Origin of the sequence: Neisseria sp. 27098_8_139, from assembly GCF_041433195.1 — a bacterium.
Taxonomy (GTDB): Bacteria; Pseudomonadota; Gammaproteobacteria; order Burkholderiales; family Neisseriaceae; genus Neisseria; species Neisseria subflava.
Map to the genome: position 1 here is coordinate 1 of NZ_JAPWBA010000016.1, position 13,512 is coordinate 13,512.

Annotated in this window: 10 protein-coding genes; 5 read left to right on the plus strand and 5 right to left on the minus strand. The window is 48.8% G+C overall.

Annotation, left to right across the window (positions count from 1 at the left end; genetic code table 11):
- The 4 genes from O3660_RS10390 to putA form a co-directional block, all read left to right on the plus strand.
- The coding region (locus O3660_RS10390) for an ACT domain-containing protein (protein ID WP_371464943.1) at positions 1-337 on the plus strand (337 nt) is incomplete at its 5' end.
- A gap of 198 nt (positions 338-535) precedes the next feature.
- Positions 536-1,330: a formate/nitrite transporter family protein gene (locus tag O3660_RS10395; RefSeq protein ID WP_036493807.1), complete on the plus strand. Its 795-nt coding sequence runs from the start codon at positions 536-538 to the stop codon at positions 1,328-1,330.
- 452 nt (positions 1,331-1,782) lie between these two features.
- A complete protein-coding gene (putP, locus tag O3660_RS10400) occupies positions 1,783-3,309 on the plus strand; it encodes a sodium/proline symporter PutP (protein WP_049352766.1) in 1,527 nt (508 codons plus the stop codon).
- Positions 3,310-3,540: 231 nt separating this feature from the next.
- Complete coding sequence (putA, locus tag O3660_RS10405; RefSeq protein ID WP_049352767.1) at positions 3,541-7,149, plus strand: bifunctional proline dehydrogenase/L-glutamate gamma-semialdehyde dehydrogenase PutA; 3,609 nt, start codon at positions 3,541-3,543, stop codon at positions 7,147-7,149.
- 56 nt (positions 7,150-7,205) lie between these two features.
- On the opposite strand, the gene nth is transcribed toward putA, so the two are convergent.
- The 4 genes from nth to O3660_RS10425 form a co-directional block, all read right to left on the minus strand.
- Complete coding sequence (gene nth / locus O3660_RS10410) at positions 7,206-7,835, minus strand: endonuclease III (protein WP_003685196.1); 630 nt, start codon at positions 7,833-7,835, stop codon at positions 7,206-7,208.
- A gap of 137 nt (positions 7,836-7,972) precedes the next feature.
- On the minus strand, positions 7,973-9,352 hold the full coding sequence (nhaC, locus tag O3660_RS10415) for a Na+/H+ antiporter NhaC (protein ID WP_049352769.1): 1,380 nt from the start codon (positions 9,350-9,352) through the stop codon (positions 7,973-7,975).
- Positions 9,353-9,532: 180 nt separating this feature from the next.
- Positions 9,533-10,156, minus strand: a complete 624-nt coding sequence (locus O3660_RS10420) for an alpha/beta fold hydrolase (protein ID WP_049352771.1) — start codon at positions 10,154-10,156, stop codon at positions 9,533-9,535.
- Positions 10,157-10,248: 92 nt separating this feature from the next.
- Entirely contained in the window at positions 10,249-11,472 is a 1,224-nt protein-coding gene (locus O3660_RS10425) for a sugar MFS transporter (RefSeq protein WP_049352773.1), read from the minus strand.
- 272 nt (positions 11,473-11,744) lie between these two features.
- Between O3660_RS10425 and O3660_RS10430 the strand changes: the two genes are divergently transcribed.
- Complete coding sequence (locus O3660_RS10430) at positions 11,745-12,158, plus strand: YqaA family protein (protein ID WP_049329107.1); 414 nt, start codon at positions 11,745-11,747, stop codon at positions 12,156-12,158.
- Positions 12,159-12,223: 65 nt separating this feature from the next.
- Here O3660_RS10430 and O3660_RS10435 read toward each other — a convergent pair whose 3' ends face one another.
- A complete protein-coding gene (locus O3660_RS10435) occupies positions 12,224-13,417 on the minus strand; it encodes an amino acid aminotransferase (protein WP_049352775.1) in 1,194 nt (397 codons plus the stop codon).
- Between the last annotated feature and the right edge of the window lie 95 nt (positions 13,418-13,512).

Sequence of the window (13,512 nt, forward strand, 5' to 3'; positions counted from 1 at the left end):
CGGTATTTCCGTCCACCGCAATACCTGCCCTTCTTTCCGCCACCTTGCCGAGCAGGCTCCGGAAAAAGTGTTGAATGCAAGCTGGGCAGCCTTGCAAGAAGGACAAGTATTTGCCGTCGATGTCGAAATCCGCGCTCAAGACCGCTCCGGTTTGCTGCGCGACGTTTCGGATGCGCTGGCGCGTCATAAACTCAACGTTACCGCGGTGCAAACCCAATCGCGCGATTTGGAAGCCAGTATGCGCTTTACCCTTGAAGTCCGCCAAGTCAACGACCTGCCGCGCGTATTAGCCAGCTTGGGCGACATCAAAGGCGTTTTAAGCGTAACGCGCTTATAATTCCCATTCCCCCATCTAAAGGCCGTCTGAAAGTATTGCTTTCAGACGGCCTTTCACACATCGGCTGCCAATATATAACCTACGCTTCTATCCTTACAATCAGCCGTTATTTCCTGTCCGCCATATTCTCAGGCAAACTCGCCATCTGCATGATAAAGAAAGATATTTTTATTCTTATATTAACCTTAAGGAAACTTCATGGACACACGAGACCTGTTCCCTCATGAAATTTTGCAGGACGCCATCGGCAAAAGTTGCGCCAAATCTGAATTCAGCATCAAGATGTTGGTGATTTTGAGTTTCTTGGGCGGCGGTTATGTCGGCTTCGGCTATCTTGCCTGCCTGCGCGTCATCAGCGGCATTCCAGCCGAATGGAACGGCCTGGCCGCCCTTTTGGGCGCATCCGTGTTCCCTATCGCACTGATTTGTATCTTAATCGGCGGCGGCGAGTTGGCAACAGGCAATATGATGATTATGGCTTTGGGCAGATTGACCGGCCGCGTCAGCACCCACAAACTGGTACGCAACTGGCTCATTGTCAGCTTGGGCAATCTAGCAGGCGCCGTTGCCATGGCCTATTTTCTCGGCCACTACGTCGGCCTTGCCGAAGGGCCGGCCACAGCGAAAACCATTGCTATTGCCGAAGCTAAAGTCAATATGGACTTCGGCCGCGCATTCGTTTCTGCCATCGCATGTAACTGGATGGTGTGTATGGGCATCTGGTTTTACTTCGGCGCACGCCATACTTCAGGACGAATCTTAGCCATGTGGTTCCCTGTTATGATCTTCGTATTAATCGGCTTTCAACACTTTGTTGCCAATATGTTCATCATTCCTGCCGGCATTTGGGCGGGCGCAAACGTCAGCTGGGGTCAATTTTTCTACAACATGATTCCCGTTTTCTTAGGCAACGTCCTGGGCGGGTCATCCTTTGTCGCAGCCTCTTATCTCTTTGCTTACAAACACTTACTAAAAGACGATTTTTCTATTTAATGTAGCCTTTTTTTCTAAAAACCCCGTATTTGCCCGACACAGATACGGGGTTTCTGCACAAGGCCGTCTGAAAGTCCAAGTCGTTTAATTACTTTTTCTCTTTAATCCCCAAAAAACATCAGGAAAGATAGTTTCACACACTTTCCTTCGTCATCATCGGTAAAAATTTATATATTTTTATGTTTTTAAATGACTTAGCCAAAAGGCGGCATCAATTTCGAATAAAGGCTGAGTTCTTCGCTTTGCAAAAGCGACTTTTTACGGTATGCTGGTTTAAATTATTTACAATTTAATGCATTAAAATTTCGTATTTTATTGTATTTGAAAATAATTTATCCTGTCTCTCTCGCAAAAAACAGGATTTTTAAGCTGTATTTTTATTAGAAAAAAGTTTGGGTATGAATTGCTTGCAATTTCAAACCCGTTTTAAAAGTTAGATGAGGAATAAGTACATGAATCCCATGTATATCACTTTCGCGATCTATTTGGTCGCCGTATTACTGATCGGCCTCGCCGCCTATTTTTCAACACGAAACTTCGACGACTACATCCTCGGCGGCCGCAGCTTGGGCCCGTTCGTGACCGCGATGTCTGCCGGTGCTTCCGATATGTCAGGTTGGCTTTTGATGGGCTTGCCAGGTGCCATTTACCTGAGCGGTTTGAATGAAGCTTGGATCGCCATTGGCCTGATTGTAGGTGCATACCTCAACTGGCTTTTGGTTGCAGGCCGTCTGCGCGTACATACCGAATACGCCAACAACGCGCTGACGCTTCCTGATTACTTCTTCCACCGCTTCGGTGCCGGCGGTCACTTGATGAAAGTGGTTTCTGCACTGATTATCTTGTTCTTCTTCACTATTTACTGTGCTTCAGGCATCGTAGCCGGTGCTACCCTGTTCCAAAGCCTGTTCCACGGTCTGTCTTACACTCAAGCCATGTGGCTGGGTGCCGGCGCAACCATCGCCTACACTTTCTTGGGCGGTTTCTTGGCAGTAAGCTGGACCGATACCCTGCAAGCTTCTTTGATGATTTTTGCATTGGTACTGACTCCTATCATGGTGTACTTGGGTTTGGGCGGTGCAGATCAAATGAATGCTGCCATCCAACAAGTTGCCGCTTCTACCGGTAAAGAATACGGCAGCTTGTTTGCCGGTACTACTTTCATCGGCATTATCTCTACCGCTGCTTGGGGCTTGGGCTATTTCGGCCAACCACACATTTTGGCCCGTTTCATGGCTGCTGAAAGCGCTAAATCTCTGGTTTCTGCACGCCGTATCGGTATGACTTGGATGATTCTGTGTATGGCCGGTGCTGTGGCTGTCGGCTACTTCGGTATCGCTTACTTCGGTGCCAACCCTGCCCACGTTGAAGAAATGAACGGCAACCACGAACGTATCTTCATCGCTTTGGCTACCCTGCTCTTCAACCCTTGGATTGCCGGTATCATCTTGAGCGCGATTCTTGCCGCCGTAATGTCCACCCTGTCTTGCCAATTGTTGGTTTGCTCCAGCGCGATTACCGAAGACTTCTACAAAGGCTTCCTGCGTAAAAACGCCCAACAAGCTGAATTGGTATGGATTGGCCGTGTAATGGTATTGGCTATCGCCGTGATTTCCATCCTGATTGCTTCTGATCCTGAAAGCAAAGTATTGGGCTTGGTAGCTTATGCATGGGCTGGCTTTGGCGCCGCATTCGGTCCGGTCGTTATCCTGTCTGTTTTGTGGAAACGCATTACTGCCTACGGCGCACTCTCCGGCATGATTGCTGGCGCGCTGACTGTGGTTGTTTGGGCTGAGTGGATTAAAAAACCTGCTTTGGCTGCACAAGAAACAGGCTTCTCTACCGTTTATGAAATCGTTCCCGGCTTCATCATTTGTACTCTCGTGATTGTTTTGGTCTCCCTGATCGACAAACAACCGTCACGCGAATTGCAAGAACGTTTCGAAAAAGCAGACGCAGAATACCGCGCCTCTAAATAAGACGTTTTCAGACGGCCTGCACGATTCAGTGCAGGCCGTCTGTCTGTGTTATGAAATAAACTGTTTCAAAATAATCTGAGCCTTGTCAGAAAAAACAGCAATTTATGCGGATGCATCTTGTATCCGCATCATAATTTTATTACGATATTACTATCCTTCAGAATACCTGTTTTAGCAGTATTAATTCAGGCCGTCTGAAACCATGAAAAAAACCTTTGGAGAACATAAATAATGTTTAACTTCGCTTTTCCAACACAAACTCCTCTGCGTCAAGCTGTAACCGATGCCTACCGCCGTGATGAAATCGAGGCCGTTCAGGATATGTTGCAACGTGCACAGATGACCGACGAAGAACGCAATGCCGCCTCCGAGCTTGCCCGTCGTTTGGTTACTCAAGTCCGCTCCAGCCGCACAAAAGCAAGCGGCGTAGATGCCTTGATGCACGAATTCTCTCTCTCCAGTGAAGAAGGTGTTGCACTGATGTGTCTGGCCGAAGCCCTGCTGCGTATTCCAGACAATGCAACCCGCGACCGCCTGATTGCTGACAAAATCTCCGAAGGCAACTGGAAAAGCCACTTGAACAACAGCCCTTCCCTCTTCGTTAACGCGGCTGCATGGGGTCTGTTGATTACCGGCAAACTGACCACCAACACTTCTGAAAAAAACATGGGCTCTGCACTGAGCCGCATAATCAGTAAAGGTGGTGCGCCTCTGATCCGTCAAGGTGTAAACTACGCAATGCGCCTGTTGGGCAAACAGTTTGTAACCGGCCAAACCATTGAAGAAGCGCTGCAAAACGGTAAAGAGCGCGAGAAAATGGGTTACCGCTTCTCATTCGATATGTTGGGTGAAGCCGCATACACCGAAGAAGATGCCAACCGCTACTACAACGACTACGTTCAAGCCATTCACGCCATCGGTAAAGATGCCGCAGGCCAAGGCGTTTACGAAGGCAACGGTATCTCCGTTAAACTTTCCGCCATCCACCCACGCTACTCACGCGCCCAACACGAACGCGTGATGAGCGAACTGTTGCCACGCCTGAAAGAATTGTTCCTTTTGGGTAAAAAATACGATATCGGTATCAACATCGACGCTGAAGAAGCCAACCGTCTCGAATTGTCTTTGGACTTGATGGAAGCTTTGGTTTCCGACCCTGACTTGGCTGGCTACAAAGGTATCGGTTTCGTTGTTCAAGCCTACCAAAAACGTTGCCCGTTCGTTATCGACTATCTGATCGACCTGGCACGCCGCAACAACCAAAAACTGATGATCCGTTTGGTTAAAGGCGCATACTGGGACAGCGAAGTGAAATGGGCTCAAGTAGACGGCATGGATGGCTACCCGACTTACACCCGTAAAGTCCACACCGACATCTCCTACCTCGCCTGCGCACGCAAACTCTTGGATGCGCAAGATGCCGTGTTCCCACAATTTGCCACCCACAACGCCTACACTTTGGGCGCAATCTACCAAATGGGTAAAGGCAAAGACTTTGAACACCAATGTCTGCACGGCATGGGCGAAACCCTGTACGACCAAGTGGTCGGCCCGCAAAACTTAGGCCGCCGCGTACGCGTGTATGCCCCGGTCGGCACACACGAAACCCTGCTTGCCTACTTGGTACGCCGCCTGTTGGAAAACGGTGCGAACTCTTCTTTCGTGAACCAAATCGTTGACGAAAACATCAGCATCGACCGCCTGATTAAAAGCCCGTTCGACACCATCGCCGAACAAGGCATCCATCTGCATCCGGCATTGCCTCTGCCGCGCAATTTGTATGGCAAAGACCGCCTGAACTCTCAAGGCGTAGATTTCAGCAACGAAACCGTATTGCAAAACCTGCAAGAAAAACTCAACCAAGCTTCTTCCGAAGACTTCCACGCCGCTTCTATCGTCAATGGCGAAGCGCGTAACGTAGGTGAAGCACAACCTGTCCGCAACCCTGCAGACCACAACGATGTTGTCGGTACCGTCAGCTTTGCCGATGCGGCATTGGCTCAAGAAGCGATTGGTGCAGCCGTTGCCGCCCTGCCTGAGTGGAGTGCCAAACCTGCTTCAGAACGCGCCGACTGTCTGCGCCGTTTTGCCGATCTGTTGGAACAACACACGCCTGCATTGATGATGCTGGCCGTCCGCGAAGCCGGTAAAACCTTGAACAACGCCGTTGCCGAAGTACGCGAAGCCGTTGACTTCTGCCGCTACTATGCCAACGAATCTGAAAACACCCTGCCTAAAGATGCCAAAGCTGTCGGCGCAATCGTTGCCATCAGCCCATGGAACTTCCCATTGGCCATCTTTACCGGCGAAGTGGTTTCTGCATTGGCTGCCGGTAACACCGTTATCGCCAAACCTGCCGAACAAACCAGCCTGATTGCTACTTACGCAGTTTCCCTGATGCATCAAGCCGGTATTCCAACTTCTGCGCTGCAACTCGTACTCGGCGCAGGCGATGTCGGTTCTGCCCTGACCGGCGATGCCCGCATCGGTGGCGTAATCTTTACCGGTTCTACCGAAGTAGCGCGCCTGATTAACAAAGCACTGTCCAAACGTGACGACAACCCTGTCCTGATTGCCGAGACCGGTGGTCAAAACGCGATGATCGTGGACTCTACTGCCCTGCCGGAACAAGTCTGCCTCGACGTATTGAACTCTGCCTTCGACAGCGCGGGCCAACGTTGTTCTGCTCTTCGTATCTTGTGCGTTCAAGAAGATGTTGCCGATAAAATGGTCAACATCATCAAAGGCGCAATGGACGAATTGGTTGTCGGCAAACCGACCCAACTGACCACAGACATCGGCCCTGTCATCGATGCTGAAGCCCAACAAAACCTGTTGGCCCACATCAACCGAATGAAAGGCGTAGCGAAGGCTTACCACGAAATCAAAACTGCTGCCGACGTTGATAACAACAACTCTACTTTCGTTCGTCCAATCCTGTTTGAATTGAACAACTTGAACGAGTTGCAACGCGAAGTGTTCGGTCCTGTATTGCACGTTGTCCGCTACCGCGCCAGCGAATTGGATCAACTCATCGACCAAATCAACGCCAAAGGCTATGCTTTGACCAGCGGTGTGCACAGCCGTATCGAAGGTACTGTCGAACACATCCGCGATCGCATCGAAGCCGGTAACATCTACGTTAACCGCAACATCGTCGGTGCCGTTGTCGGCGTACAACCTTTCGGCGGTCACGGCTTATCCGGTACCGGTCCTAAAGCGGGCGGTCCATTCTATCTGCAACGTTTGGTCCGCACTCCTGAATGGGTTGCGCCAACCCTCAGCCGTATTGGTCAAGCAGACGAAGACGCGCTCAAACGTTTGGAAACTTTGGTTCACAAACTGCCGTTTGATGCAGAAGAGAAGAAAACTGCAGCCGCAGCTTTGGGTCACGCGCGAGTTCGCACTCTGCGCAAAGCCGAAACCGTATTGGTCGGCCCGACCGGCGAACGCAACTCATTGAGCTGGCGCTCTCCGAAACACGTTTGGGTACACGGCGGTACTCTGTTGCAAGCCTTCTCTGCCCTGACCGAGCTGGCTGCCGCAGGCATTCAAACCGTTGTTGAGCCAAACAGCCCACTGGTTGCCTACTCTGCCGATTTGGACGGTTTGTTGCAAGTCAACAGCAAACCTGAAAACGCAGGCATCAGCCATGTTGCCGCCATCGAGCCTTTGAGCAGCGAGCGCAAACAAGAGTTGGCCGGCCACGACGGTGCGCTCATCCGCATTCTGCCTTCCGAACAAGGTCTGGACATCCTGCAAGTATTTGAAGAAATCTCTTGCAGTATCAATACTACCGCTGCCGGTGGTAATGCCAGCCTGATGGCAGTTGCCGACTAATCGTAGCCAAATCAAAGGCCGTCTGAAATTCAGACGGCCTTTTTTTATGTTTTTATTTACATTTTTGCCGGATATTCGCACAAATCATTAATCAGACATTTGCTGCATTGCGGTTTTAAAGCCTTGCACGTATAGCGGCCATGCAAAATCAACCAGTGATGGGCATCCATCAAAAATTCTTTGGGAATAAAGCGCATCAGTTTGTCTTCAACCTCGCGCACATCCTTGCCCGGAGCAATTTTAGTGCGGTTGGAAACACGGAAAATATGGGTATCGACCGCCATAACAGGTTGCCCGAATGCAGTATTCAGCACGACATTGGCAGTCTTTCGGCCAACGCCGGGCAAAGATTCCAAAGCCTCTCGGTCAGCAGGCACTTCGCCGTTGTATTTCTCCAGCAAAATACGGCAAGTCTGCATGATGTGTTTGGATTTGGTTTTGTAGAGGCCTATGGTTTTGGTGTATTCCATCACGCCGTCCAGCCCCAAATCCAACATGGCTTGCGGCGTATTGGCAACGGGAAAGAGTTTGGCAGTCGCTTTGTTCACGCCGACATCAGTTGCCTGCGCAGACAATAACACGGCGATCAGCAACTCAAACGGCGAGCTGAAATTCAACTCGGTAGTAGGATGAGGATTGGCAGCGCGGAAACGCTCGAAAATTTCTTGGCGGATTTGTTTGTTCATTGTTTGGATTATTTTTTTATTGGCGCAGCAATTATAGTGAAATCATGCTGATACGGCTACTTCAAGTAAAACAAGGCCGTCTGAAATTGTTTTCAGACGGCCTTGTTTTATAAAAGCATTGCTGTTTTAAATGCGGTTTACTTCTTACTCAAAGTCAGTCCTGTCCAACCAAACACCAGCGTCAGAGCCAAGCTCAAGTAGCAGAAGAAGGCGTAAGGCAGGTATTCCCAAACAGGCACGCCCAAGGCATGGCTGATAAATACGCCGCAGACGCTCCAAGGCACCAACGGGTTGATGACCGTACCCGCATCTTCCAGCGTACGGGCAAGGTTGCGCGAATGCAAACCAAGCTTGTCATAAACCGGCTTAAAGGTTTCGCCGGAAAGCAGGATACTCAAATATTGCTCGCCAATCAGGAAGTTGACGCCGACCGATGTCATGGCCACGCTGAAAGTAGCGCGTCCGGCATTGGTCAGGAACGCACGAATGGCTTCCAGCAAAGACGGAATCACACCAATGCTGAACAACAGGCCGCCCAAGCTCATGCCGAGTATCACGATGGTTTGCGTAAAGAACATGCTTTCCAAGCCGCCGCGAGAAATCAAACGGGCAATGTCTTTAAATGCTTCGCCTTCGAGTTTGTATCCGCTGTAAAACCACGCGCCCAGCTGTTTCAAATCAGGCGTACTGTGGAAGTAAGTCACAATCAGCGCCACTATAACGGTAAACAACATAGCCACAATGGCATTCACGCGCATCAGGGCAAGGACAACCAGCAAAGCAAACGGAATCAGTGAGTAAGCATGCACCAAACCGGTTGCTTCCAATTGCGCGCGAAAAGCTTCGACACTGTTCATATCATGCGCGGCAACATTAGGCAAGAGCCACAACATTAATGCGGCACTGATCAACCATGCAGGTACAGTGGTGTACATCATGTTTTTGATGTGCTCGAACAAATCAATGCCGACAATCGAAGCGGAAATACCGGTCGTATCGGAAAGCGGCGACATTTTATCGCCAAAGAACGCACCCGACACAATCGCACCTGCCGTCATCGCCATATCGGCATGAAACGCAGCCGCCATACCCATAAATGCCACGCCAACAGTCGCACAAGTCGTCAAACTACTGCCGATGGAAATACCGATGATCGAGCAGAGCGCAAACGCCGAGAAATAAAAATAAGTCGGCGAAATCAATCCGAAACCGTAATACATCAGCGTCGGAATCGCACCGCTCATCATCAGCGCGCTGACCATCAGGCCGATAAAGAAAAACAGATAAATCGCGCCCATACCCTGCCCGACCGCACCGATCATACCGTTTTGCATGTCTTGATATTTCAAGCCGCGCATCAAACCGTACAACAGCAAGACTACAATCGCCGTCACAATCGACATATGCGGCAGCCATTCAAGCGAAATAATCGTATAACCCATTGCCGCAACCAAAGCGAAAGCCACAGCGATAGCCTCAAAGCGCGGCATATTAAGTAAGGACTTGAAAGCAAACATTGTTCTTTGCCTTTTTAATAAGTAGTTAACAGATTTTAGCATAACAGGCCGTCTGAAACCCGATTTTCAGACGGCCTGCCTGTTATTTTATAAAAACAGCTTCAGTAAAACTGCGACACTTTCTTTAAAATATATCAACTTATTAAAATTAAATATTTTTAAATAAAAATAAATGGAATTTTATTGCTTTTTAAAACATCTATCATGCAAAAATGCCACCACTTGCCCGACCGTTTTACGGTTAAACAGCATACCGCTATGGCTGAGAGGCAAAACAACATGATCGCGCATATTCGGACAATGCGTTTCGCTGACCAAAACCGTACCATCATGTTCGCCATGCAAACCTAAAACACGGCCCAGTCCATACGGTTTATTACCGGCAATACTGCCCAACTCAACACCCTCGGGCAATTCAGGCATACTGCCGTCCAATGCGCCTTTATACGATCCTCCCAATACCGGTTTTTGCAAACCCATATTGAACACACGTTGCGCGGCACGGCTGCCTTGGTGCGGCGTACCCATGGTAACGATACGGCCGCTGACTTTATCCGGATATGCCGCCGCAAAATTGCGTAAGACCAACCCGCCCAAACTATGGCCGACAAAGTGCAGCGTTTCATCAGCATGGTTCTCATCAATCCATCGCACCAAATCTTCAACATGTCGGTTCATCGAATGCAAAACGCTGTAATAATCGAACAGTGCAACTTCAAAACCTTCTTGTTCCAGCAAATACGCCAGCGGTTTCATTACCCATGAATGCATGTGTAAGCCATGCAGCAAAATGATTTTGGCCATTTTTTCCTCCTGTCATTTAAATCATTATGCCACAAAGTAAAAAGGCCGTCTGAAATCCCATAAGGTTTCAGACGGCCTTTTATCATGATGAATCATTCGTCAGCTTTGTAGCCTTTTATAGCAAAGAAGACGATGTATACGTAACAAATCGCTGATACAACGAAAGAAATCATCAGACCGTAAGTATCTGCTGCCCAACCTTGTACCACAGGCACAACCGCACCGCCGACAATCGCAGTACACAATACGCCGGAAGCGCTGCTGGTGAATCGGCCCAGGCCTTTGGTTGCCAAAGAGAAAATCGTTGGGAACATGATGGAATTGAAGAAGCCGATGGCCAACAATGCCCACATCGCAATATCAGCACTGGCTTTACCTGCCAACATAGCAATACCCAACAGGGCAACGGCAGCGGTAGCATTGAATGCCAAATAGCGGTTAGGCGCAATTTTTGCCATGATGGCAGAGCCTAAGAAGCGGCCAACCATCGCGCCGCCCCAGTAGAACGACAGATATTTTGCGGCAGACGAGTGGTCCATACTTTTCAGGTAACCCAACACGCTGACCAACAAAGAACCGATAGATACTTCTGCACCAACGTAACAGAAAATACCGGCCGCACCAAAAACCAAATGACGGTATTGCCATACGCTGTGTTTGCCATCATGGTTATGTTCGCTCTCTTCTTCAGCAATTTTGTTGGCGTCAGGCAGACGAATCATTTTGACGAACACAGCCAAAATAATCAGCAACCCGGCCAAACCTAAATATGGAATTTGAACAGAAGAAATTTGCTCGGCTTTGCTGACAGTTTGTGTCGCATCAGCCAAAATCAGGAATGCGCCGATTTGCGGAGCAATGGTCGTACCCAAAGAGTTGAATGCCTGAACCAAAGTCAGTGTTGCAGATTCTTTACCTGGTTTAGACAACAGGGTTACATAAGGGTTACCCGCCACTTGCAACAGCGTTACACCTGAAGCCAAAATAAACAGCGCACCCAAGAAAGTAGGATAAGAATGGCTGCCGGCGGCAGGATAGAACAACAGACAGCCGATGGCAGTCAATACGAAACCGCCAATTACACCGTTTTTATAGCCGATTTTGCCGACAAAATAACCCATAGGAATCGACATAATTGCGTAAGCGGTAAAGAAGCAGAACTGAATCAGCATCGCCTGAACATAAGTCAGCTCGAAAATATCTTTCAGATGCGGAATCAAAATATCGTTCATGCAGGTAATGAAACCCATCATGAAGAAGAGTGTGGTCAAGACGACCAGCGCAGGAGTATGATTTTGTTGTGAATGCGCAGACATAATTTGCCTTTCGTTTTGTTAAGACTCGCCAAAAATGAGCTTAAAGCAGTTCATTAAACTTAACACTCATTAACAGCCAATAGTATCATACTGATATTTCATCACCTTGAAAACTATTTTCCGACATCTGACTACATCACCTTTAAGCCGTTTAATTTTAAAACAACTAATAATATTGGTTTTATATTTTGATGTTTTGAAAAATATAGGCATAATCTCCTTTTAAATCCTGCTGTTTCTTTTTTACAATATCACTTGATGCAACTCAAAACATGCCCCTTCTTTACGCTTACCTTGCCCTGATTGCTTCTGCCTTCACTTCGGCCACACTACTTCCGGGTACATCCGAGGCGGCATACGCCGCATTTGTGTACCAATATCCGCAACATGCCCTCGGCGGATGTTTGTGTGCCGGTTTGGCGAATGGCTTGGGCAGTATGGTTTCGTATTACATGGGCAGAATGTTTCCGGCTAAGAAAAGGCCGTCTGAAAAAGTATTGGCGCGTATACAAAGATGGGGGATTTGGCCGCTGTTGTTTGCATGGCTGCCGATTATTGGCGATGCCCTCCCCCTTGCTGCAGGCTGGATCAGGCTCAATGCTTTGCATTGCGCCATCATTCTGATTGCAGGCAAACTGCTGCGCTATGCCATGATTTATTGGGGAATGAGCGCAGTTGCCGGATAAGCCACCACAGTCAAAAATAAAGGCCGTCTGAATGATTCAGACGGCCTTTGCCTTTAATTCGACAATTACAAAACTTTCACAATGCTTTCGCACAGGTAGTCGATGTTGTCATCGGTAATGCCTGCAACATTAATGCGGCCGGAGCGAACGGCATAAATGGCAAACTCGTTTTTCAAACGGTCAACTTGTTCGGGAGTCAGACCACTGAAAGAGAACATACCGTTTTGTTCGATAATGAAATCAAAGTCTTGAGCTGCGCCTTTGGCTTTGAGCAACTCGACAAATTTTTGGCGCATGGCTTTGATGCGGCCGCGCATTTCATCAAGTTCGGCAATCCACTGTGCTTTCAAATCATCATTTTTCAACACCAGCGCAATGGTGTTCGCACCGTGTGAAGCAGGGTTGGAATACAAGGTACGGATGATGGTTTTGACTTGGCTGTGGGCGCGGGCTGCAGTTTCTTCATCTTCAGCCACCAAAGTGAACGCGCCGACGCGCTCGTTGTACATACCGAAGTTTTTGGAATAAGAGCTGGCAATCAGCAATTCTGTATTGTGTTTCAAGAACACGCGCAAGCCGTAGGCGTCTTCTTCCAAACCATTGCCGAAGCCTTGGTAGGCAAAGTCAAACAATGGCAACCAGCCTTTTTCGGCAGAAAGTTTTGCCAAAGTTTCCCATTGTTCGTGCGTAGGGTCGATGCCGGTAGGGTTGTGGCAGCAGCCGTGCAGCAGGACGATATCGCCTTTTTGCGCTTGGCTCAAGTCTTCAATCATACCGTCCCAATCCAAACCGTGTTTGGCGGCATCATAGTAGCGATACGGTTTGTCTTGGATACCGACCGCTTTGGCGATGGCATTGTGGTTTGGCCAAGTCGGATTGGAAATCCAGATGGTTTGCGCATTCAACTGACGTTTGGCAAACTCGGCCGCAATACGCAATGCGCCTGTACCGCCAAGGCTTTGCGCTGTTTTGGCACGACGGCTGGCAATGATTTCGTGGTCTTTGCCAAACAGCAGAATTTGGGTTTGCTCGTTGTAGTCGGCAACACCGTCGATGGTCAGGTAGTTTTTGGTTGTTTCGCTTTCCAACAGGCGTTTTTCAGCCTCTTTGACGGCTTTGACAATAGGCGTCGCACCGGATGCGTCTTTGTACACGCCGATACCGAGGTTGACTTTCTCTGGACGGGTTTCGGCTTTAAACGCCTCGCCCAAACCTAAAATCGGATCAGCAGGAGCAGCTTCGATATGCTTGAAGAACATGATTTTTCTCTTTACAAGTAGTAAAACGGTTGAAAAAATACAAACTTAATACGATTTTACGCCGTTTCAGGCCGTCTGAAAACGGATTATTACGG

Excerpts from the sequence above, each read along its gene's own strand:
- putA (WP_049352767.1), top strand. The coding sequence starts at position 3,541 with ATGTTTAACTTCGCTTTTCCAACACAAACTCCTCTGCGTCAAGCTGTA.
- O3660_RS10395 (WP_036493807.1), top strand. The coding sequence starts at position 536 with ATGGACACACGAGACCTGTTCCCTCATGAAATTTTGCAGGACGCCATC.
- putP (WP_049352766.1), top strand. The coding sequence starts at position 1,783 with ATGAATCCCATGTATATCACTTTCGCGATCTATTTGGTCGCCGTATTA.
- O3660_RS10435 (WP_049352775.1), bottom strand. The coding sequence starts at position 13,417 with ATGTTCTTCAAGCATATCGAAGCTGCTCCTGCTGATCCGATTTTAGGT.
- O3660_RS10425 (WP_049352773.1), bottom strand. The coding sequence starts at position 11,472 with ATGTCTGCGCATTCACAACAAAATCATACTCCTGCGCTGGTCGTCTTG.
- O3660_RS10420 (WP_049352771.1), bottom strand. The coding sequence starts at position 10,156 with ATGGCCAAAATCATTTTGCTGCATGGCTTACACATGCATTCATGGGTA.
- nth (WP_003685196.1), bottom strand. The coding sequence starts at position 7,835 with ATGAACAAACAAATCCGCCAAGAAATTTTCGAGCGTTTCCGCGCTGCC.
- O3660_RS10430 (WP_049329107.1), top strand. The coding sequence starts at position 11,745 with ATGCCCCTTCTTTACGCTTACCTTGCCCTGATTGCTTCTGCCTTCACT.
- nhaC (WP_049352769.1), bottom strand. The coding sequence starts at position 9,352 with ATGTTTGCTTTCAAGTCCTTACTTAATATGCCGCGCTTTGAGGCTATC.